The following is a 22,257-nucleotide window of genomic DNA, read 5'->3' as shown; positions in this document are numbered from 1 at the left end:
TCGGTGCGCCGTAAAGGCACACCCTACGGCGCCGTGCAGGGTGTGCATTCATGCGCACCATTGGGCAGGTGTGTGATGGCCAAGATCACACTTTCGAACCTGCGTCATTCGTATCTGCCAAACCCCTCCGGGCCGGCGGACTACGCGCTCAAGGAAATCGATCTCGATTGGCGGGATGGCGGCGCCTATGCGCTGCTGGGGCCATCGGGCTGCGGCAAGTCCACGCTGCTCAATATCATCTCGGGCCTGCTCGTCCCCTCCGAGGGGCGGATCCTGTTTGATGACCGCGACGTCACTGACCTGCCCCCCGATCAGCGCAACATCGCGCAGGTGTTCCAGTTTCCGGTGATCTACGACACGATGACCGTGCGCGACAACCTTGCCTTTCCGCTGCGCAATCGCGGCGTGGCCGAGGCGCGGATCGCCGAGCGGGTGGCCGAGATCGCGACCATGCTGGAGGTCGAGGAAATGCTCGACACCCGCGCCTCGCATCTGTCGCCCGACAACAAACAGAAGATCTCGATGGGGCGCGGCCTTGTGCGCGACGATGTGAACGTCGTGATGTTTGACGAGCCGTTGACCGTGATCGATCCGCATCTGAAATGGAAGCTGCGCTCCAAGCTGAAGGAGTTGCACCAGCGGGTGCGCGCCACGATGATCTATGTCACCCACGACCAGACCGAGGCGCTGACATTTGCCGATCAGGTGGTGGTCATGCAGGAGGGCGAGGTCGTCCAGATCGGCACGCCGGTCGAGTTGTTCGAGCGGCCGCAGCACACGTTTGTGGGTCACTTCATCGGCTCGCCCGGCATGAACATCCTGCCGGTCGAGGAACGCGATGGCGGTGCGTTCCTGCACGGCCACCCCGTGACGCTGGAAGGTCAGGTGACCGGGCAGGGAGGACGCACCGAACTGGGTGTGCGGCCCGAGTTTGTCAGTCTCTCCGATCAGGGGCTGGAGGCGCGGGTGCGCAAGGTGTCGGATGTGGGCCGCCACGCCGTGGTCGAGGCGATGCTGGGGGACACCAGCGTCAAGGCCGTGGTCGAAGGGGACGTGCCGGAGCAGGGGGCGCAGGTGCATCTGGCGTTTCGGCCGGACCACACGCGGCTCTACCGCGACGGATGGCTTTCTACTGAAAATGAGGGGTCGGCACGGACATGAAAACCGAAAATCAAAAGGCGTGGTTCTTTGTCCTGCCGGTTCTGTTCCTGGTGGCGTTCAACGCGCTGGTGCCGATCATGACGGTGGTGAACTATTCCGTGCAGGAGACGTTCGGCAACAACGTGTTCTTCTGGCAAGGGCTTGATTGGTTTGAGCAAATCCTGCGGTCGGACCGGTTTCAGGCCGCTTTGGGGCGGCAGTTCCTGTTCACCTTTCTGATCCTGATCATCGAGGTGCCGCTGGGCATCATCATTGCCCTGTCGATGCCGAAGAAGGGCATGTGGGTGCCGGTCTGTCTGGTGCTGATGGCTTTGCCGATGCTGATCCCGTGGAACGTGGTGGGGGCGATGTGGAACATCTTTACCCTGCCCAAGATCGGGCTCATGGGCTATTTCCTGAACGACGTGTTGGGCATCAATTATGACATGACGCAGAACCCGTTTGCGGCTTGGGTCACGATCATCGTGATGGATGTCTGGCACTGGACGTCGCTGGTGGTGCTGCTGAGCTATGCGGGCCTCGTGTCGATCCCGGATGCCTATTATCAGGCGGCCAAGATTGACGGGGCATCCCCGTGGAAAGTGTTCCGCTATATCCAGTTGCCCAAGATGAAGACGGTTCTGACCATCGCGATCCTTTTGCGGTTCATGGACAGCTTCAACATCTATACGGAGCCGTTTGTTCTGACCGGTGGTGGTCCCGGTAACTCGACGACGCTCTTGTCCATCGATCTGGTCAAGATTGCCCTGGGGCAGTTCGACCTGGGCCCGGCGGCGGCGATGAGCCTGATCTACTTTGCCATCACGCTGTTGGTTTCGTGGCTGTTCTATACCCTTATGACGAAGGACGATGCGCAATGATCCGGGATATTATTGATCCTCTGACAGTCGTCAGAACAGAGGGCTGCCCGGCGGTGCCGGGCGGCACATATGGACAGGAGGGCACAACATGAGAAAACGCTCCCTCATCCCGATCCTCTATATCGCGTTCCTGATGCTGCCGATCTACTGGCTGGTCGCGATGTCGTTCAAGACGACGAACGAGATCCTCGCGGGCTTCAGCCTGTTTCCCCAGACCTTCACGCTGGAGAATTACCGGGTCATCTTTACCGATCCCAGCTGGTACTGGGGCTATATCAACTCGATCATCTATGTGTCGCTGAACACCGTGATCTCGGTCTGTGTGGCGCTGCCTGCGGCCTATGCGTTCTCGCGGTATCGGTTTCTGGGCGACAAGCAGCTGTTCTTCTGGCTGCTGACCAACCGGATGGCCCCGGCGGCGGTGTTCGCCTTGCCGTTCTTTCAGCTTTATTCGTCGGTCGGCCTGTTCGACACGCATATTGCCGTCGCGCTGGCGCATTGCCTGTTCAACATCCCGCTGGCGGTCTGGATCCTCGAAGGGTTCATGGGCGGTGTGCCCAAGGAACTGGACGAGACCGCCTATGTGGACGGCTACTCCTTTCCGCGCTTTTTCGTCACCATCTTTTTGCCGACGATCAAGGCGGGCGTGGGGGTCGCGGCGTTCTTCTGCTTCATGTTCTCTTGGGTCGAGCTGCTGCTGGCCAAGACGCTGACGGCGGTGGCCGCGAAACCCATCGCCGCGACCATGACCAAGACGGCATCCTCTGCCGGATACGAATTGGGCCTATTGGCGGCGGCGGGGACGCTGACGATCATCCCCGGCGCCATCGTCATCTATTTCGTGCGCAACTACATCGCCAAGGGCTTTGCCCTGGGGAGGGTCTGATGAAACACCTGGCATATCTGATCGCGCTGGCACCGGGGGCCGCGCTGGCGCAGGGCTGGGGCAATGTCGCCCAGCAAACCGAGGAAAAGGGGTTTTCCTGGACCGACCCGCTGTGGCCCAGTTTCTGGATGGCTTGGACGCCTGTGACCTTTGCGCTCTTTTGTTTCATCTTTGGCGCGATTGCCGTGATTGCGGTGCTCGAGATCACCAAATATCGCGACGGCATCGAACGGACGGGGGTGTTTGGTCTGACCACGACACTGGGTGATCGCCTGTTCATCACTCTTTTGGGAAGTGCCTATATTTTTCTCGCGTGGCTGGGTTTGGTGGGGCAACCGTTGTGGGCACCCTTGGGGGCGTCGATCGTTTGGGGCATATTCTGTTTCTGGAAAGTGTGAAAAACGTTTTGAAAAACTAAAAACTTCGTATTTACTCACTCTGCACAAATAGTGAGCTATACGTGCTGGATGGTACCGTATGAGAAAGAAGAAGAATAACGAGCTGCTGACGGAGGTGGAACTGGAGTTCATGAACGAACTCTGGGCGCTGGGCGAGGGCACTGTGCGGGACGTACTGGACCGTTTGCCCGAAGACCGGGACCTTGCCTATACGTCGGCGGCGACCATCCTGCGCATTCTGGAACAAAAGGAATTCGTCACCAGCCGCAAGGATGGCAAGAGCCATGTGTTCAAGCCGACGCTGGGCAAAGACGCCTATCAGACCCGTTCACTGAAAGATCTGTCGATGAAGTTGTTTGACGACGCGCCCGTGTCACTGGTGGCGCGCCTTGTCAACGACGACGAACTGACGGACGAAGCATTGGGGACAATCCGGGCATTAGTGGATCGGAGGTTGAAAAATGATACCGGGTGATGCCCTTCTCGATGCTTTCATCAATGCCAATATCCTGATTGTGATCGCTTTTTTCCTGTGGTCGGGGGTTCGGTGGAGCCTTATGCGTCTGGGTTTGAAACATAGTTACGCCACGCAGCTCAAGCTGTTGAACACGATCTTTCTGGCCATTGTCTTTTCGCCGTTCCTGATCCTCGCCTTTACGACGCTGCAGACCAGCGGGTACGCCAAGAGCGTCAATATCAACCTGTCCGACATGGTCGTCGCCTATTACCTCAACGGCGGGTTCGAGATGCAGGCGACCGAGTTCGAGCGGCTGGTGAACTTGCGCGATACATTCCTGAACAACGTGATCAACGCCGCCGGATGGGTGGCGTGGACGGCGATTATTGCCTTTGCCATCAGCCTTGCGGTGGGCGTGCTGCGCCTGTGCTATTCGATGGCGTGCCTCTACCGGATCGTGTCTTCGGGCTATGCGTGGCGCAGGTTTGGCCGCGTACGGCTGCGTCTGTCGGACCGGACGCTGGTGCCATTTTCGACGCGGGGGCTGTGGTATTACTATGTGGTGATTCCCTCGCATATGCTGGGTCAGCCTCAGGAGTTGAAGGTGTCTCTGGCCCATGAGTTCCAGCATTTGCGGCAGGGTGACATCGATTGGGAGATCCTGCTCGAGGCGCTGAAGCCCGCGTTTTTCCTGAACCCGGCCTATCACGCGTGGAAGCGGCAGGTGGAGACACTGCGCGAGCTTAGCTGTGATGCGGAAGTATTGCGGCGGGGTCGGATCGATGTGCGCGCCTATTGCGACACGTTGCTGTCGGTGTGTCAGCAGACGCTGCGCCGCGACCGTATGTTCGTGGTGGCGGTGCCCAAGGTCACGCTGGTTACGGCGGACCGGTCGGGTATCAACGACACGACCACCAGCTTCCTGCACCAGCGGATCACGTCCATGCTGGATTTGCGGCACTTGCGGCATCCGCGTCTTTTGTATCTTGCGACGTTGTTGCCGTTGGTGGCGTGTATCATGCTGACCGCGGTGGCGATCCAGCGGCCCGGCGACTGGAGCCAGGACCGGCTGATGCTGTCCACGGTCGTCAATCTGGAGCGTCTGGACGAGATCAACCGGTTGTCGACCTTTGGTCGGATCCGGAACTGACCCGCGTATCTGCGGGCGGGGACTGCACAAGATCTGCGACCCAAGCGGCAAAGCCATCGGTTTCGGGCGCATGCCGTTGCACGGCAAGGTGATACCCTTCGGCCCCGGTGATCGCACGCGGATGCGCCTGGGTCACCTGGCCTGAGCGCAGGGCCGCGCGGGCCACCACGGAACTGACCAAGGCGGCACCGTTGCCTTGTGCGGCGAGGGTCAGGGCAAGGCCATAAGAGTCGGCGAAATATGTGGGGTCGGGCAGGGTCATGCCGCTGGCGTGCGCCCATGCGGGCCAGCCGTTGGAGGTGCCCACGGTTTCGATCAGCGGCTGATCCGCCAGCGGCGCGGTACTGTTCGACACGACGATCAGGCTGTCCGGCCCGAGGGCCGTGGCATTGGCCCCCACCTGTTTCTGCGACCCGAACCGGATTTCGACATCGGCCCGTGCGACGGAGAATTCGTCAGGCCAGATGGTGCTGACAAAGCGGACCGACAGGCCCGGATGACGCGCGTGAAAGGCGGGCAGGGCCGGGGCGATGACCCATTCGATCACGCTGAGCGAGGCCGCGACGGTGATGTGGGCGCTGTCGCGGGCGGGGGCGTAGGGCCGCGTCGCGGTCGCCAGCGTTTCGAGCGCGGCCTCGACTTGCGGGAGCAATTTGCGCCCCTCGTCCGTCAGGGTCAGCCCGCGGGCGTGGCGGGCAAAGAGCACGACGCCCAGCCTGCTTTCCAGCGCGCGGATCTGTTGGCTGACGGCCGATTGTGTCAGGCCGATTTCATTGGCGGCGGCGGTGGAGCTGAGCGTGCGGGCGGCGGCCTCGAACGAACGGAACCAGTTGAGCGGGGGCAGGGATTTGGCCATCTGTAACGCACCTATTAGCAACGCTACTACCTAAGCCGCAGATTCTTTCGTTTGTCAAAATTTCGCGCCGGTCCGAAGAAAGGGAGACACGCAAGAAACGAGGCGCATCCCGTGACACCCGAGATCCGAAAAATCGTGACCTATGACGAAGAGGTGCTGATCGAAGGGTTCCAGCCCGCGGCCAGCCCGTGGCGGATGTTTGCGGTCGCAGCGGTGGTGCGCAACCCGTGGGCGGGGCGGTTTGTGGAGGATCTCAAGCCCGAGATTCAGGCTTATGGTCCGGTACTGGGCGAGTTGCTGACAGACCGGATGATTGCGCTTGCCGGGGGCGGAGCCGCGATCGAGGCCTATGGCAAGGCGGCGGTTGTGGGCTTGGACGGTGAGGTCGAACATGCCTCGGGCCTGATCCATACGCTGCGGTTTGGAAACCATTTCCGCGAGGCTGTGGGGGCGAAATCCTATCTGTCCTTTACCAATACGCGCGGCGGGGCGAATGCGCCGATCATGGTGCCGTTGATGGACAAGAACGATGCGGGGCGGCGGTCGCATTACCTGACCATTCAGTTCGCAATCCCGGATGCGCCGCGCGCCGACGAGATCGTTGTAGTTCTGGGCGGTGCGACCACGGGGCGTCCGCATCACCGCATTGGCGACCGGTATCAGGACCTCAAGGATTTGGGCCATGACGTGGACAACCCGGCAGCGGTCTGAGATCGCGGGCCACCCGGCCATTGTGGCGGGGCAGGGGCCGGTCGTGCTGCTCTTGCACGGGGTGGGCCTGCGGGCAGAGGCCTGGGGGTCGCAGATCGACGCGCTGGCCGGGGCCGGGTTCCGGGCGATTGCGCCGGACATGATTGGGCACGGGGCGGCGGCACCGTCGGGGGCGTCGTCGTTGGAGGATTTCGTGGCACCGGTGCGGGCGATGGTCGATGGCCCTGCGGTAGTGGTCGGGCATTCCATGGGTGCGATGATGGCGCTGGCGCTGGGGTCGGAGGTGCAGGGCGTGGTGGCGATGAACGCGGTCTATCGCAGGTCGGACGCGGCCAAGGCCGCCGTGACCGCGCGCGCCGCGTCGCTGGACGGGCAGACGGTTGCGGATCCGGAGCCGACGCTGGCCCGCTGGTTCGGCACGGCCCCGTCCGAGGCGCGCCATGCCTGTGAGCAGTGGCTGCGGGATGCCGACCTCGCCGGATACCGCGCCGCCTATACCGTGTTCGCCGCCGAGGACGGGCCGGAGGATGCCGCGCTGGCTGGCCTGCGTTGTCCCGCGCTGTTCCTGACCGGCGCGGAGGAGCCCAATTCGACGCCGGAGATGTCGCAGGCCATGGCGGCACTGGCCCCGCAGGGGCGATGCGTCGTGGTGGAGGGGGCGGCACATATGCTGCCGATGACACATGCGGCAGTGGTCAATGCGGTGCTGGTCGAGTTTGCGGAGAGGTGCCTGCGATGACGCCAGAGGATCTGCGCACGGGCTTTGGCCGGTTCATGACCGGGGTGACCGTTGTGACCGCGCGGGACGGCTCGGGCGCGCCGGTCGGGTTCACGGCGAATTCGTTCACCTCCGTCTCGCTGGATCCGCCCTTGTTGCTGGTCTGTCCAGGGCGGTTCCTTTCCAGTTTTGCCGCGTTCGAGCGGTGCAGCCATTTCGCGGTCAACGTGCTGGCCGAGGGTCAGGAGGACGTGTCCAACACTTTTGCCGGGTACAAGGGCGACCGGTTTGCCCGTGTGCCGCACGGGATCAATGCAGACGGCGTGCCGGTGATCGACGAGGCCGTGGCGCAGTTTTCCTGCCGTACGGAGCAGGTGATCCCGGCGGGCGATCACATCATCCTCGTGGGCCACGTCATGGACATCGCGCAGCGCGACGCGCCAGGGCTGGGCTATGTCGGGGGTCGGTATTTCAGCCTCGGGCTGGAGCGAGACACAGGCGCGGCAGGGTTTTGCGGCGCGATCATCGAACGCGACGGCCATGTCTTGATGCAGACCACGGCGCAAGGGATGCAGCCCGTTCTGGTCGAGGATGCCGCCCCCGGCGCGCAGCGCGCGCGGCTGGCCGATGGGTTGGCGGCGCTGGGGATCACTGCAGAGATCGACCAGGTCTATTCCGCGTTCACGCAGCGGGGCACGGGGCGGCGGTTTACCTATTACCTTGCCCGGACGGCACAGCAAGCGGTGCCCGAGGGCATGGTCTGGGTACCAATCACTGCCTTGCCGACGCTTGCCTTTGCCTCTGCGCCGGTGGGTCAGATGATGGCGCGCTTTGCGCTTGAGGCGCGGACCGGCACCTTTGCCTTGTATCTCGGCGATGCCGAGGCGGGCGACATTCACACCCTGTCCTAGAGGAGCATGCCCATGGATTTTTCGCTGTTTGCGCATATGGAACGCCTGAATCCGGATCAGCCGCATGATGTTCTGTACGATGAATTCGTCAGCCTGGTGGAGATGGCGGACCAGGGGGGCATGCGCGCGGTGTGGACGGGGGAGCACCACGGGATGGAGTTCACCATTGCTCCGAACCCGTTCCTGTCCCTGGTCGATCTGGCGCACCGGACCAAGAATGTGCGTCTGGGCACTGGCACGGTGGTGGCCCCGTTCTGGCATCCCATCAAGCTGGCCGGTGAGGCGGCGGCAGCCGACCAGATGACGAAAGGGCGGATCGAGGTGGGCATCGCGCGCGGGGCCTATGCGTTTGAATACGAGCGCCTGATGCCGGGCATGGATGCCTGGGAGGCGGGGCAGCGCATGCGCGAGACGACGCCCCTGTTGCCACAGCTTTGGGCCGGGGATTGCGCGCATGAGGGCGAATTCTATGCCTTTCCGCCGACCACGTCCGCGCCCAAGCCCAAGCAGGACGGCGGCCCGCCGATCTGGATCGCGGCGCGGGATCCCAACAGCCATGAGTTTGGCGTGCACAACGGGTTCAACATTCAGGTCACGCCGCTGTGGCAGGGGATGGAGGAGATCGAGACGCTGATGGACCGGTTCAACGCGGCCTGCGCCAGCTATGACGGGCCGCGGCCCAAGGTCATGCTGCTGCATCACACCTATGTCGGCAAGGATGCGGATGACGTGGCGCAGGGGGTGCGCGATCTGCGGCGGTACTACAACTATTTCGGGGCGTGGTTCCTGAACAAGCGCCCGATCCGGCAGGCTTTGATCGAGCCGATCACCCAGGCGGAGATGGACGCCAACCCGATGTATACGGATGAAAAGATCGGCCGCGATCTGACCATCGGCACGACGCAAGAGGTGATCGACCGGATCAAGCGGTACGAAGATCTGGGTTACGACGAATTTTCGTTCTGGGTGGACAGTGGTATGAGCATCGAACGCAAGCGTGCGTCGCTGGCGCGGTTCATCGATGACGTCATGCCAAGGTTTCAGTGAGGGGAACGATGGGACATTTGCCGCATTATCAGCTGTATATCGACGGCGCGTGGACCGAAGGGTCCGCCGGGCAGGTCATGGAGACGGTGAATCCGGCCAGTGGCGCGGCCTGGGCCAGTTTTGCCTGTGCCGGCCCGGACGACATCGACCGGGCGGTGCGCGCAGCGGCGCGGGCGCTGGAGGATCCGGCGTGGCGGGACATGTCGCAGACGGCGCGGGGCAAGCTCTTGTACCGCTTGGCCGCGCTGATCGAGGAGAACGCGCGTCATCTGGGTGAGCTGGAGACGACGGACAGCGGCAAGCTGCTTGCCGAGACGTCGGCGCAGACGGCTTATGTTGGCGATTACTATCGGTACTATGCGGGGCTGGCCGATAAGGTCGAGGGCGCGGTTCTGCCCATCGACAAGCCGGATATGCATGTGTTCACCCGCCGCGCGCCCATTGGCGTGGTGGCGGCGATCGTGCCGTGGAATGCGCAGATGTTCCTGACCGCGACCAAGCTGGGGCCTGCGCTGGCCGCGGGCTGTACCGTTGTCCTCAAGGCGTCGGAGGCGGCCCCGGTGCCCATGCTGGAATTCGCGCGGTTGGTCGAGGAGGCGGGGTTCCCGCCGGGCGTTGTGTCCGTCGTGACGGGGGACGCGGAAAACTGCGCCATTCCGCTGACGCGCCATCCGCGGGTGGACCGCATCGCATTCACGGGCGGGCCGGGCACGGCGCGGCATGTGGTGCGCAATTCGGCCGAGAATTTCGCGGTGACCACGTTGGAGCTGGGGGGGAAGTCGCCGATAATCGTGTTCGAGGATGCGGATCTGGAAGGGGCGGCCAATGGTCTGATCGCGGGCAATTTCGGCGCTTCGGGTCAAAGCTGTGTCGCGGGGTCGCGGGGGCTGGTGCATAGGTCGATCCTTGAGCCGCTGGCGGACCTGATTGCGGAGAAATCCAAGGGCATCGTCGTGGGCGATCCGCTGGAGGCGGGCACGCATGTGGGGCCGCTCTGTACCGAAGGGCAGATGCAGACGATTGCGGCGACGTTGGCGCGCGCAACCGAACAGGGCGCGCAGATCCGGTTTGGCGGCGCAGCGCTGCCGCGCGCGGGCAACTACATGGCACCGACGCTGGTGACGTGCACGGATGCGGCGACGCAGACGCTGAAGACAGAGATGTTCGGCCCGGTGATGACGCTGTTGCCCTTTGACACCGAGGACGAGGCGATTGCGCTGGCCAATGACACGGAGTTCGGCCTTGGGTCTGGCGTGTTCACCCAGAACCTCGCGCGGGCGCACCGGGTGTCGGGGCGCATCCGGTCGGGCATTTGCTGGGTCAACACCTATCGCGCGATTTCGCCCATCGCGCCGTTTGGTGGGTTCAACCAGTCGGGATACGGGCGCGAGGCGGGCATGGAGGCGATCCTCGATTACACCCGGACGCAGACCACGTGGATCAACACGTCCGACGCGCCGATGGCCAATCCGTTTGTCATGCGGTGACAGAAAATGTGTCGACGTCAGAACGCTTCGCGCTAGGGTTGCCAAGACAGAGTTGACCGCTACACAAAGACGCCGCCATGAAGGTTCTTATTCTCGAAGACGATTTTGACCTCGTTCAGTCGTGGCGCGACAAGTTTGAACAGGCCGGGATCGACACGGTGCACGTGCATGGCGCGACCGAAGGGTTGGCGCAGATCCAGCATGATCACGTGGATGCGGTGATTGCAGACATTTTCATCCGAGACGACAGCGGCCAACCCCTGAAAGACGGGGGGATTTTGCTGTTGGGCAAGATGCGTACGCAACTGCCGCGCGAGCAACAACCCAAGACGATTGCGGTCAGTGGCTTCATGCCGAGCAAATATTCCGGCATCGACCCGCTGCTGACGGTCGAAAACATGGGTGCCGACCGCGTGATGCGCAAACCGTTTACCGCTGATGAACTGGTCACTGCCGTGTTGGAGCTGTTGCGACCCAAGGTGGAAAACGGCTAGGGGTTTGTCATGGTTCACACGGGCGCGGTGTCCGTGCAATCTGACATGACAAAAGACCCGAGCGGAAAGCCATTATGACACTTACCGCAGACGAGCTACGGCAGGCACTGGACCGGTGCAGCGAGGATCCGATCCACATTCCGGGTCGCATTCAGGGCTTTGGGCTGCTGGTGGCACTAGATGCGTTCTGCGAGACAATTGAGTGCATCAGCGACAACTGCGCACCGATCCTTGGCGCGGTGCCGGACGCACTGGTGGGTGGTGCTGCGGACACGGTGTTTTCTGCCGAAGAGTTGCACGGGTTTCGCAATGCGCTGAGCCATGACACGATCGAGAGACAGCGCGAGGTGCAGTCGCCCAAGACGATCGGTGATGTCACCTATGCGGTGTCGTTGTACAGGGCCGGGACGCGGGCCGTGATCGAGATGATCCCAGAGCCCGCACATGGCCAGGAGCGCGGCGGCGCGCTGCATCAGGCACAGAGCTTTTTGACAAGTCCGCTGGATTTCAACGACTTGCCATCGTTCTTCGACAGAGCGACCGAACGGCTGCGGGCCTTATGCGGGTTTGACCGGGTCAAGTTTTACCAGTTCCTGCCCGATGGATCGGGCATGGTGGTGGCCGAGGCACGGCACCCGGATGTGGCCTCGTATCTGGGTCTCAGGTTCCCGGAAAGCGATATCCCCCGGATTGCGCGCACGCTTTATGCCCGGACCCCGATCCGGGTGCTTTCGGATATCATGGGCCCGGATGCTGGCGTCGTCGGCTTGCCCGGTGCCGAGCCGCTGGACATGTCCCTTGCGGTGCTGCGTGGCAAGGATGCAGTGCATCGGCAATACCTCGAGAATATGGGGGTCGGGGCCACCATGACCGTGCCGGTTGTGGTGGACGGGGCGTTGTGGGGCTTGTTTGCCGCGCACCATATGACGGCCAAGACGGTTGACCCGAACACTTTGGTCGGGGCCGAACTGGCGGGCAAGCTGATCAGCTTGCGGATCCAGCACGCATTGGAGAGCCGGCGGCAACAGGCGCGGAACCAATGTTTCGGCATTGCCAATCGGCTGGTCGTTCTGGATGACAGCGAACTGGCCGCAGGGGCCTATTGGGATGCGGTACGGGATGAGGTGGCCGCGTTGATCGCCTGTGACGGGGTCGCGATGGTGCTGGGCGGGCAAGTGCTGACATATGGGGAGACGCCGCCTGTGGATGCGTGCCGTTCTCTTTTGCAAGAGGCCGGAGACGCGCCGCTGACAGCTGTCAATGACCTCGGCGCACGGATGCCCGACGTCGATTGGGGGCAAACGGGCGGGGCCCTGGCAGCGCGCGTGCCGGAGATGGAGGATGCATCGGTCGTTTTCTTCAGGGACAGGATTGATCAGATCGTGCGTTGGGCCGGAGCGCCCGAAAAGACCGTGACGGTCGATGATGGCCGCCCGAGGCTTGACCCGCGCGCGTCATTTGACAGCTATGTGGAGCAAAACCGAGACCAGTCATCGGAGTGGACGGCAGCCGAGATCGAACTGGCGCAGGCCTTTTGTGATGCGCTGTCCCAAGTTCTCGCCACGCAGAAACGGCTGAGCGACAACCGCCATCGCATGGGGTTGATGGTGCGGGAGCTGAACCACCGGGTGCACAACATCCTCGCGCTGGTGCAATCGCTGGCATCGCAGTCGCGACAGGACAGCACATCGATTGAAGCCTATGCCGCGGCGCTGGAACGGCGGATCGTCGCGTTGGCGGGGGCCCATAATCTGTTGACGCGCGCCGATATGCAGGGTGCGATGCTGGCGGATTTGATCCTGCTGGAACTGCGTCCTTACGAGGGGGAACTGGGGCGTGTGACAATCGATGGCCCACAGGTCGTGCTGCGTCCGGACGCGGCGTCGGTTATTGCGCTGATCATGCATGAGCTGACCTCGAACGCGGCAAAATACGGGGCTCTGTCGGTGCCGAAAGGGCGCGTTACGGTAAATTGGCGGCTTAACGAGAGCGTGCTTGAACTGCTTTGGGTTGAAAGCAGAGGACCACCGGTGGTTGCGCCGACGCACACCGGATTTGGCACCACGATCGTTGCTGACGGCATTGGCTACGAGTTCAACGGCGTGTCCGACTTGCAATTCCTGCCAGGTGGCGTCGAGGTGAGGTTGCAGATCCCGGCGGACGTGGTGGTTGACGGAGATGTCCCGCAAGCCCGCCAGAGCAGCCGCGGTGCAAAGCCCGAATACTCCGAACAACCCGCAGCGACATTTGGCGGTCGTGCGCTGTTGGTGGAGGACAATTTCATTGTTGCGATGCAATCGCGGAAGATATTGCAGGAATTGGGATTTTCTCAAATAGATTCAGCAAATAGCATTGCGGATGCTTTGGCGTGCATCGATGCGGAAACCTATGATTTCTGCCTTCTGGACGTCAATCTGCACGGAGAGATCTGCACACCAGTGGCGGCCAGGTTGCAAAGCGTCGGAACGCCTTTTGTATTCGCCACCGGCTATGGCAGCGACGCGCTGGATATGGTCGAGGGGCTGGACGCGCTATGGGTCGCAAAGCCGATCGAAACCTCGATTCTACGTGTTTTGCTGACAGACCTGTTGCGCGTCAAACCTTAGGTTGAGTCTGCGTACGGTACTCTGATCAAAGAGTTATACAATTTGACATTTGAGAATTCTGTGGCACCTTTAGGTTGTAAGCTTGGAATGATTAAATGATGAACAGACGAATTGTCTTGGTCGATGACGATGTCGACTACTTGAGTGCATTGGGTGCGGCCCTGTCTGGCAAGGCGGACGTGATCGCCTTTGACAATGTGGTTGACGCTTTGGACTACCTCAAGAAGAACGGCGAGGGGGTCGACCTGATCTGTGTTGATCTCTTTATGCCGGATGTCGAAGGTGTCGACTGGCAGCTGAGCGGTCTATCGACCATCAATGCGATACGCGCGCTCTATCCGGAGAACCCGCCGCTGATCGGGGTGCTGAGCGGGATGGATGCGGTCGTTCATATTCATACTTGTCTCAAGAACGGCGCGGACTGGTTCATCGAGAAACGGTTCGATGTTGAATCGGTTGCGGCGCAATTGGTCGAAAAGCCCCTCGTGCTGCATACGGTCGACAGCTAAGTGCAGGCGGCCAGTATCGGCGATATCGCTGCGCGACTTGCGCATGACACGACTGCCTTGTGCCGGAACATTGCCTTTCTGTCTGACATGGTATCCGAGGACGCGGACGATCCGGACCGAGTGCGCAAGCTGAGCCAGCAGATCAAGGACAAGTCCAGAAAGCTGTTTGCGCTGGTGCGGATGACGCGCAGGGTCACGGATCTGGCGAGCCACCGGACCGAGTGCCGACTGATCGACCTGCGGCCGGCGGCGCGTGCGGCGGTGACACGGGCAGGTGGTCGCCTTGGGCGGTTCGAATGCTTTGTCGACGGGGAGGGTGCGGCATGGACGGACGCGCATCTTCTTGATCTGGCGCTGGATGCGCTGACGGAAAACGCGGCGGATCATGGGGCGGACAGGGGTAATTTCACCATCCGCATCGATGGATCGCTCTTACGGGTCACCACTGTGGCTGACGTTCAGGCAACGGCCGCCGATTTCACGCCATTTCGGTCGCGCGATCCGGCGTCGCATGCGGGCCTGGGCCTCGCGCTTGTGGCGCATATCATGGAGCGCGTGGGCGGAAGCGCCCGGGCGTCGCATGCCGGGCACAATAAATTTGGCATCACACTGGAAATGGCTGCAAAAGCCCCCAAGTCCGTTGCTTGACGCAACGCAGATGCAGGGTTTGATGCCGTATTCGGTGATCTTTATCGACGACGATCCACTGGAACACCACCTCGTGTCACGGTTGCTGGACCGCGACGGGCGGTTCACGCTGCGCTGTTTTCTGTCTGTAGAGGATGCGGAGGAGGCGATCAGACAGGACCGACCCGGCGTCGTCCTGTTGGATTCGCGCATCCCCCCCGAGACCGATCACCGGCAGTCCGTCGCGACCTTGCGCAGCCTTGGCGTGGCGGTGCAGATCGTTGTCGTGTCTTCGGTCCTGAACCCGCAGGTGCAAGGACAGGATGGTGATTTGCTGTTTTTCGAGAAGGACGACGTGACGGCCGACATGCTGGCCGAGATCTTTGAGCGCCGATCCTAGTTCTGGTTGGGCAAGGCCGCCGTATCCAGCCAAAACAGCGCAATGGCACGCACAAATTCCTGTAACCGCGACATCGAACTGGGTTTTATCATGTGCGCATTCGCGCCCGAGGCATAGGCTTGCCGAATTTCGCGCACCGAATCCGACGTCGATAGAATGATGATTGGCAGATGCCGGGTCAGGTTGGAGCTGCGCAGGGCCTGAAGGGTTTCAAACCCGTTCACGCGCGGCATGTTGATGTCGAGCAGAACGAGGTCCGGTAGATCCCTAAATTCCTGAATGGCGAGCAGATGGTCAACGGCCTTGGCCCCGTCGGACAGGTGCTTGAGCTGGATCGTGTCATCATATTTGGAGAACGCCCGCCGGATGGCAAAAACGTCTTCGTCGTCGTCATCCACGATGATGACATGGCGTCCGGTTGCTATTTTGCCCACTCGCTGCTTTCGATCGGTATTCTGATTTCAATGCGTGTGTGACTACCCTTCGTACTAGAAGCGGTCAACGTCCAGTTGTGTCGTTCGCAGATTGTACGGCAGATCGCGAGGCCAATGCCGGTGCCTTGCGCCTCGGATTTCGAGACCAGCCTGACGAAGGGGTCAAAGATGCGTTCCGCCTCGCTTTTGTCGAACCCGATGCCGTTGTCGGTAAAGCTGAGGATGATGCGGTCATCCGATTGTTCGACCCCCACCTTGATTTCCGGCGCGCGTTGTGGCGCGCGGTATTTCAGGGCGTTCGAGATGATGTTTGAGAACACGATCTGCACAAGGTTCTCGTCGCAGCGCACTGATGGCAGGGTGTCCGAGGTGATGGTCGCGCCAGTTTCCTCGATCACCTGTTTGTAGTCGTCGACGACCTTGTCCACCAGCTTGCCCAGCGGGATTTCCTGCGGTGTGAAATCCCCCTGCGAGGCGCTGGAGAATTGCAGCAGGTTCTTGACCAGGCTGCTCATCCGTTCGGCCGAGGACGTCATCACATCCACGTAGAATTGCCCGTCCTTGTCCAGATTGTCGCTGTAATCTTCGGTCAGCAGGTCGCCGTATTGGCGGATCTTGCGCAGCGGTTCCTGAAGGTCATGCGACGCGGCATAGGCGAATTGCGCCAACCCGTCATTGAGGTGCTCCAGCTCGGAATTCTTGGCCTCAAGCGCGGCGAGGGCGAGGTTGCGCGCCGACACGTCGTGCACGACCCAGAGGCGGCGGAATTCGCCGTCGGCCAGCGTGTCGTCGATGCCTGCCAGTTCCACGTCCAACAAGGTGCCATTGCTGCACAGCAGGCGCATCGGCTCGCCGCTGTCGCGTTCGTCCACCTGCGGCAGGTCGGTGTCGCGCTTGCGTTCGAGGAACACGTCGCGCATGGCGCGGCCAATCAGTTCCTCGCGGGTATAACCGCCCGTTTTGGCCAGCAGGTCGTTGGCGTCCTCGATACGATTTTCGGCATCCGTAGTCAGCATCATCGCGGGCGTGTGTTGGTAGATCTCGCGATAAAGGCCCCGCTGTTGATTGAGCGACTTGTTCAACCGCTCGATTTCGGCCTCCTGATTCTTGAGCATCGTGATGTCGGTCGAGATGACCAGCAGGTTGCGGGCGCCGGTGCGCGGATCGACGTAAGGGATCTTGTCGGTCTTGGACCACCCGTGCGGGCCGTGTTTGGGCGTGAACTTTTCGATGATCCCCAGCTTGGGACGGCCCGAGTTGATCACCGCAAGGTCGTCCTTGTGGTATTTTCCGGCCATTTCGGGGAACTGGTCGTAGGTGTTGATGCCCGTGGCGTTTTCGACAGACATGCCCATCGAGGCGGCCGCCGTTGAATTCAGCCAGATGATCTTGTTCTGGTCGTCCTTGAACCACACCCGCGCAGGCAGGTGATCGATGGTCAGCATCAGCTGGGCGCTGGTGCTTTCGATGGCTTCGATGGTGCGGCTGCGGTCCCAGATATAGCCGGCCCAGCGGATCGTGATCCGTGCGAGCGCCAGTTCCAGTTCGGTGAAATCGCGGTCCGGGTGGTGCGAGGACACGGCCAGAGCCACCCGTCCGATCACCGCATTCCGCGAGATGATCGGGCCGACGATAGCGCGGGATGCGCCCAGATCGTTCAGCAGCGTCTTGTGTTGATTGCGGCCCGCCAGGTTGACCTTGCGGATGCCCACGGTTTCAGAGCTTGCCGCGTCGTCGGAGACGATTTTTTCGAGGCTGTTATAGGCGCTTTGCGGCACCACGCCCGGTTGGCTGACCGCGGGCAGTTCCAGCGGTTTGGGCGTTTCGTCATGGCCGCCGATGGTGACCAGCAGCTGGGTTGCGCCCAGATAGGACTGCACGATCTCAAAGAGTTTCTCGACCCGCGCCAATTCGTTCTTGGCGACATGCGAGCCGTATTTGGAGGCGGGATAGTCCGACCGGTCGACCTCAAGCACTTCTTCGAGAGTGCGGATATATTCCTGATCCGGCGTCATGTCGCGCCCGGTGATCTGGAAGCCGAAGATATTGCCCGACTTGTCCGACAGTGCGCGCAGCATGTTGTCAAAATAGCGGTCTGCGCCCGACGGGTCGGTATATTTGAACATCACGCGGCGGAAGGCACCGGGGGCAATTTCCTTGGTCGCGTCGTTGATCTTGGCGTGCACCTCGGCGGAGAGGTGGGTTTTGAAATCGGTGCCCAGCAGGTCGGCGATGGACCCGCCGCACAGTTCGGCAAAGGTGGCGTTGCAAAAGGTCACCTCGCCATCCGCCTTGTTCCAGCGCACGATCAGCTGTCCGATATCCTTGAGCACCTCGTCGTGCAGCTGTTCCATGTCGGCAATGCGGGTACGGGCGCGGCTGAGCGCGTCGATGTCGATCATCGTGATCACGACGCCGGGCTTTTGCTGGACGTCGGACACGTAGGGCAGCACGCGCATGAGGTAGGATCTGTCGTTGGACACGATCTCGCTGTCGACCGGTTTGGCGTCGGCCTGTACCTGTCGGACAATGTCCTGAACATCGACGGTCGAGAACCGTGCGGTGACGTGGGCAAAGGGACGTCCGACATCCTGCGCGATCAGGTTGAACGTATGCGCAGCCGCAGGGGTAAAACGGCGCACCTGCAAATCAGAATCGAGGAAGATCGTGCCGATGGCCGTGCTCTTGAGCAGGTGGTCCATGTCGGAAGTCAGTTCGCTCAGCTCTTCGATCTTGCGCTCGTGTTCGGAACTGACGGTATAGAGTTCCTCGTTGACCGAGTGCAGTTCCTCGTTGGTGGACTGAAGCTCTTCGTTGGCGGACATCAGTTCTTCGTTGGTGGCCTGCAATTCCTCGTTCGAGGTCTCCATCTCTTCGATGGTGGCTTGCAGGCTTTCCTCGGTAGAGCCGAGCATCTGCTCGAGCTCGGACACGCGCGAGGCATAGGAGGTGACCAGATCGCGGTCGATGTCATCGGCGTCGTCACTGCTGGGGATCAGCGCGATGTCGGTTTCGACGCGGCCAGTTTGCTCAAGCGTAACGATGGCATAGGGGCCGCCATCGGTGTCCTCTTCGATCAGGGGGCGCATCAGCAGGCGCAGCTCGATCGTTTCACCGTCTTCTTCGGTCAGGGTGGCGCTGCGCGCATGTTCGACCATGATCCCGTGTTTGAACCGGTCGATCATGGGCGCGACAAAGGGCTTCAGGTCTTCGCGCAGCAATTCGGTCAGCACGTTGCTGAATCCGCCGGTATTGAACCGCAGGTGTTTGCGGGCATCGCCGAAAATGTGGGTCAGCTGCCCGCTTTGATCGATCAGGAAACCGGGCGGGCCGTAGATGCCCAGAAGTCTGTGCAGTGCGGCGGATATGGCCGTCGACTTGGGGTCATTCGCGACCCGCATCGGCGCTGCTTTTGTGGCTGGTTTACGGGTGGTGGCCAGTGCGAGGCTCGCGTCCATCGGCGGGCGTTGCGAGTTGAGCAGGCGCGTGGATTCCATCAGGCGCACGTCGCGCGTCTTGCGGAAGATGCGCCAGCGTTGCGAGATCTGGGTGAACTCGCGGTGAAGTTTGCCGGTGGTCTCGCTGGGCCCGAGGAACAAGTAGCCGTCCTTGTTCAGCGAGAAATGGAACAGGGCAAGCAGCTTTTGTTGTGCCTCTTCGGTGAGGTAGATCATCACGTTGCGGCAGCTGACCAGATCCATCCGGGTAAACGGCGGATCCCGCAGCAGATCATGCGGGCTGAAGACAACGGCGCGGCGCAGGTTTTGGCGAACCTGATGGTAGTCGCCGGTTTTTTCAAAATACCGTTCGATCAGGTTCTCGTCCACGGCCGCCAGCGTTTCATTCGAAAAGATCCCGGCAGAGGCCGCTGACAGCGACCGCTTGTGAATATCCGTGGCAAGGATCTTCAGATTGAACGCCTTGTCATTGGCGCGGGCAAATTCGGCGACCTGAATGGCGAGAGTATAGGCCTCTTCTCCGCTGGCGCAGCCGGGCACCCACATACGTACCTGCCGTTGCGGGGACATGTCGCGGCAGATTTCCGGAATGGCGTCGCGGGCCAGCAGGTCAAAGGCGGGCTTGTCGCGGAAAAACGCCGTCACTTCGATCAGCAGATCGTTATAGAGCGTCTCAAGCTCGTCCGGATCCTGAAGCAGTGTGCGGTAATAGTCGCGCACATCCGCGTGGCCCGACAGGTCCTTGCGGCGGTTCAGCCGGCGGGCCACGGTTTCGATCTTGTAATAGGTGAAATTGGTGCCGAACCGGTCCTGCATCAGGCCCAGGATGTCGAACACCGGATCACTGGTCATTTCGCGATAGAAATTGCCGCCCAGCCCGAATTCGCCCGCGATATGGCGCTGGATCAGTTCCGGCAGGTCCTCGGGGGCGGCGGATCCGTCCTCGAGCTTGGCCGTCTGGATGGCGCGCGGCATGCTGTCGAATTTCGCGGTCTCGGGCGTCTGGGCAAAGACGCGGCCGCCGCGGGATTTGATCTGGCGCGCACCGCGCACGCCGTCGCTGCCTGACCCGGACAGGATCACGGCCACCGCCTCGTCGCCGTATTCATCCGCAATGGAGTTGAAGAAATCGTCGATGGGCAGGCGAATGACGTCTTCGGTTTCCTCGGGCGCCACCACAAATTTGCCATCCGCCACCGTCAACACCTGCCGCGGACGGTTGAGGTAGATGGTGTTCGGTTCGATCACCATCCCGTTTTCGACCCGGTGGATCGGCATCGACGAATGCCGCGCCAGCAACTCGTCCATAAGCGACCGAAAGTCTGGCGACAAATGCTGGATCACCACATAGGCAAAGCCCTTGTCGACCGGTGCGTGATCGAAAAACAGCTCGCACGGGCCAAGGCCCCCGGCGCTGGCACCAATGGCAACGATAGTCTTGGGTTCAGTCATCGAACGGAAAACCTGTCTTTAATCTGCACGTTCAACTTCTCGCGTCATGCGGTGCGGCCTGCCTCTGCACACCAAGAATAGCATGGTTGCGCCCCTGCCTATAGTTCAATCTAGTGTAGAATTTGCTTTGGCAATCCGGTGTTGCACAAGTTTTCTATGCCCGGCTTGTTGCGGGTTCAAGCCCGCGCGGGGCAGACGCTGCGGCAACGGGGGCTTCGGTTTCCTGCCCCGATCGTCTAGGCATACTGGACCACAGAACAGAAAGCCCGCCGCACATGCCAACATTGCCGGATTTCCGCCTCGAAACCCACTTCTCCAAATGGGAGTTCAAGGCCCGTTACCACATGACCGCATCCGATGCGGAAGCCATGTCGATGCGCGATCTGCTCGCCATGGCCAGCCCCGAGGACCGCGAGGCATTCGAGGGGCTCTGGCTTGGGTACACCGAAACCTATGGGGCTCCGGATCTGCGCGCGGCCATCGCCGAGACCTATGCGCACCAGAGTGCGGATAACGTGCTGTGCTTTGCCGGTGCGAGCGAGGGGATCTTTGCGGCCAACAACGTGCTGCTGGACAGCGACAGCCACGCGATCGTGGTCACGCCGAATTACCAATCGCACGAGACATTGCCCGTGGCGATTTGCGAGGCGACGGGCGTGCCGCTTGATCCGGACGACAACTGGTCGCTGGACATCGACCGGATTGCGGACGCGATACGCCCGAACACGCGTTTGGTGACGATCAACTTTCCGCACAATCCCACCGGGGCGATTTTGCCGCTGGATCGGTACACCGCGCTGATTGATCTGTGCCGCAAGCACGGGATCTACATCCTGCATGACGAGATTTTCAACGGTTTGGGTCCCTCGGGCACGCGGCACCTGCCCTTTGTCGCGGACCTGTACGAACGCGGGCTTTCGCTGAACGTGATGTCCAAGTCCTATGGGTTGCCGGGCCTTCGGGTTGGTTGGATCGCGTCCCAGGACAAGGATGTGCTGTCGCGGATGGAGCGGATGAAACACTATCTGTCGATCTGCAATTCCGGCCCAAGCGAGCGGTTGACCCTGATCGCGTTGCGCAACCGTGCGCGCATTCTCGCGCGCAACTGTGAGATCGTGGATGAAAACCTGCCCAAGTGGGATGCCTTCTTTGCCCGCTATCCCGACCTCTTTGATTGGCATAGGCCCGATGGGTCCTGTATGGCCTTTCCACGCTACAAGGGTCCTGAAGGTGTCGAGGCGTTCTGCCAATCGCTGGTGGAAGACAGCGGCGTGCTGTTTTTGCCCAGCACCATCTATACATCTGCACTTGGCCCGACCCCTGCGGACCGCCTGCGCCTTGGCTTCGGGCGGCGCAATCTGGACGAAGGGTTGGCAGCGCTGTCCGCGCATCTTTCAAAAAACAGCTCCAATTGAGGCACTTGCTGGACCCTGCGGATATCCGCAGGGTCGCCGGTCGTCGCCCCGCGAATTTCTTCATGCGTTTTGTGCGACGGAATGGTGTTTAAGTCGTCCCAGATCAAAAAGGGAGGAATTTTGATGTCTAGGGTTTTGACTGTCGGCGTTGCCGGTCTCGTTTCGTTGAGCTTTGCGCTTGAGGCTTCAGCGACGGAGTGGAATGTGTCTGTTTGGGGCA

Annotated in this window: 20 protein-coding genes; 17 read left to right on the top strand and 3 right to left on the bottom strand. The window is 61.3% G+C overall.

The window, feature by feature from the left end:
• Positions 1 to 75: 75 nt before the first annotated feature.
• From Q0949_RS09365 to Q0949_RS09340, 6 genes are all read left to right on the top strand, one after another.
• Complete coding sequence (locus Q0949_RS09365; protein ID WP_299370903.1) at positions 76 to 1,161, top strand: ABC transporter ATP-binding protein; 1,086 nt, start codon at positions 76 to 78, stop codon at positions 1,159 to 1,161.
• Positions 1,158 to 2,021, top strand: a complete 864-nt coding sequence (locus Q0949_RS09360; protein ID WP_299370901.1) for a sugar ABC transporter permease — start codon at positions 1,158 to 1,160, stop codon at positions 2,019 to 2,021. The genes Q0949_RS09365 and Q0949_RS09360 overlap by 4 nt, the downstream gene beginning before the upstream one ends.
• Before the next feature lie 88 nt (positions 2,022 to 2,109).
• A complete protein-coding gene (locus Q0949_RS09355) occupies positions 2,110 to 2,907 on the top strand; it encodes a carbohydrate ABC transporter permease (protein ID WP_299370900.1) in 798 nt (265 codons plus the stop codon).
• The gene (locus tag Q0949_RS09350) at positions 2,907 to 3,305 is read left to right on the top strand and encodes a DUF2160 domain-containing protein (protein ID WP_299370899.1); all 399 of its coding nucleotides are present in this window, start codon (positions 2,907 to 2,909) and stop codon (positions 3,303 to 3,305) included. The genes Q0949_RS09355 and Q0949_RS09350 overlap by 1 nt, the downstream gene beginning before the upstream one ends.
• A gap of 79 nt (positions 3,306 to 3,384) precedes the next feature.
• Complete coding sequence (locus tag Q0949_RS09345; protein WP_299370898.1) at positions 3,385 to 3,780, top strand: BlaI/MecI/CopY family transcriptional regulator; 396 nt, start codon at positions 3,385 to 3,387, stop codon at positions 3,778 to 3,780.
• Positions 3,767 to 4,912, top strand: coding sequence for a M56 family metallopeptidase (locus Q0949_RS09340; protein ID WP_299370897.1), 1,146 nt, complete (start codon positions 3,767 to 3,769; stop codon positions 4,910 to 4,912). The genes Q0949_RS09345 and Q0949_RS09340 overlap by 14 nt, the downstream gene beginning before the upstream one ends.
• On the opposite strand, the gene Q0949_RS09335 is transcribed toward Q0949_RS09340, so the two are convergent.
• Positions 4,875 to 5,768, bottom strand: a complete 894-nt coding sequence (locus Q0949_RS09335; protein WP_299370896.1) for a LysR family transcriptional regulator — start codon at positions 5,766 to 5,768, stop codon at positions 4,875 to 4,877. The two genes, Q0949_RS09340 and Q0949_RS09335, sit on opposite strands and share 38 nt — an antisense overlap.
• A 111-nt stretch (positions 5,769 to 5,879) precedes the next feature.
• Between Q0949_RS09335 and Q0949_RS09330 the strand changes: the two genes are divergently transcribed.
• The 10 genes from Q0949_RS09330 to Q0949_RS09285 all read left to right on the top strand — a co-directional run bounded on the left by Q0949_RS09330 (position 5,880) and on the right by Q0949_RS09285 (position 15,278).
• Positions 5,880 to 6,479: an amino acid synthesis family protein gene (locus Q0949_RS09330; RefSeq protein ID WP_299370895.1), complete on the top strand. Its 600-nt coding sequence runs from the start codon at positions 5,880 to 5,882 to the stop codon at positions 6,477 to 6,479.
• Positions 6,451 to 7,218, top strand: a complete 768-nt coding sequence (locus Q0949_RS09325; protein ID WP_299370894.1) for an alpha/beta fold hydrolase — start codon at positions 6,451 to 6,453, stop codon at positions 7,216 to 7,218. The genes Q0949_RS09330 and Q0949_RS09325 overlap by 29 nt, the downstream gene beginning before the upstream one ends.
• Complete coding sequence (locus tag Q0949_RS09320; RefSeq protein WP_299370893.1) at positions 7,215 to 8,108, top strand: flavin reductase family protein; 894 nt, start codon at positions 7,215 to 7,217, stop codon at positions 8,106 to 8,108. Before Q0949_RS09325 ends, Q0949_RS09320 begins: the two co-directional genes overlap by 4 nt.
• A 12-nt stretch (positions 8,109 to 8,120) precedes the next feature.
• Entirely contained in the window at positions 8,121 to 9,155 is a 1,035-nt protein-coding gene (locus Q0949_RS09315; protein ID WP_299370892.1) for an LLM class flavin-dependent oxidoreductase, read from the top strand.
• 8 nt (positions 9,156 to 9,163) lie between these two features.
• Positions 9,164 to 10,642 (top strand): aldehyde dehydrogenase, encoded by a 1,479-nt coding sequence (locus tag Q0949_RS09310; protein ID WP_299370891.1) that lies wholly within the window; start codon positions 9,164 to 9,166, stop codon positions 10,640 to 10,642.
• A 77-nt stretch (positions 10,643 to 10,719) separates the two neighbouring features.
• Positions 10,720 to 11,136, top strand: coding sequence for a response regulator (locus tag Q0949_RS09305; protein WP_299370889.1), 417 nt, complete (start codon positions 10,720 to 10,722; stop codon positions 11,134 to 11,136).
• Positions 11,137 to 11,210: 74 nt separating this feature from the next.
• Entirely contained in the window at positions 11,211 to 13,742 is a 2,532-nt protein-coding gene (locus Q0949_RS09300; RefSeq protein WP_299370887.1) for an HWE histidine kinase domain-containing protein, read from the top strand.
• A gap of 95 nt (positions 13,743 to 13,837) precedes the next feature.
• Positions 13,838 to 14,251 (top strand): response regulator, encoded by a 414-nt coding sequence (locus Q0949_RS09295; protein WP_299370885.1) that lies wholly within the window; start codon positions 13,838 to 13,840, stop codon positions 14,249 to 14,251.
• Positions 14,252 to 14,899 (top strand): hypothetical protein, encoded by a 648-nt coding sequence (locus Q0949_RS09290; protein WP_299370883.1) that lies wholly within the window; start codon positions 14,252 to 14,254, stop codon positions 14,897 to 14,899.
• A 10-nt stretch (positions 14,900 to 14,909) separates the two neighbouring features.
• Positions 14,910 to 15,278: a hypothetical protein gene (locus Q0949_RS09285; RefSeq protein WP_299370881.1), complete on the top strand. Its 369-nt coding sequence runs from the start codon at positions 14,910 to 14,912 to the stop codon at positions 15,276 to 15,278.
• Here Q0949_RS09285 and Q0949_RS09280 read toward each other — a convergent pair.
• Positions 15,275 to 15,676, bottom strand: coding sequence for a response regulator (locus Q0949_RS09280; RefSeq protein ID WP_299370879.1), 402 nt, complete (start codon positions 15,674 to 15,676; stop codon positions 15,275 to 15,277). The genes Q0949_RS09285 and Q0949_RS09280 overlap by 4 nt on opposite strands.
• Before the next feature lie 23 nt (positions 15,677 to 15,699).
• Positions 15,700 to 20,622 carry a CheR family methyltransferase gene (locus Q0949_RS09275; protein ID WP_299370878.1) on the bottom strand — a complete coding sequence of 1,641 codons (4,923 nt, stop codon included), beginning with the start codon at positions 20,620 to 20,622 and terminating at the stop codon, positions 15,700 to 15,702.
• Between the two features lie 275 nt (positions 20,623 to 20,897).
• Between Q0949_RS09275 and Q0949_RS09270 the strand changes: the two genes are divergently transcribed.
• On the top strand, positions 20,898 to 22,037 hold the full coding sequence (locus Q0949_RS09270; protein ID WP_299370876.1) for an aminotransferase class I/II-fold pyridoxal phosphate-dependent enzyme: 1,140 nt from the start codon (positions 20,898 to 20,900) through the stop codon (positions 22,035 to 22,037).
• The last annotated feature ends 220 nt before the right edge of the window (positions 22,038 to 22,257 follow it).

The organism is uncultured Tateyamaria sp., from assembly GCF_947487805.1.
GTDB lineage: Bacteria > Pseudomonadota > Alphaproteobacteria > Rhodobacterales > Rhodobacteraceae > Tateyamaria.
Note: the sequence above shows the minus strand (reverse complement) of the source record. Positions and strands in the feature narration are given on the sequence as shown.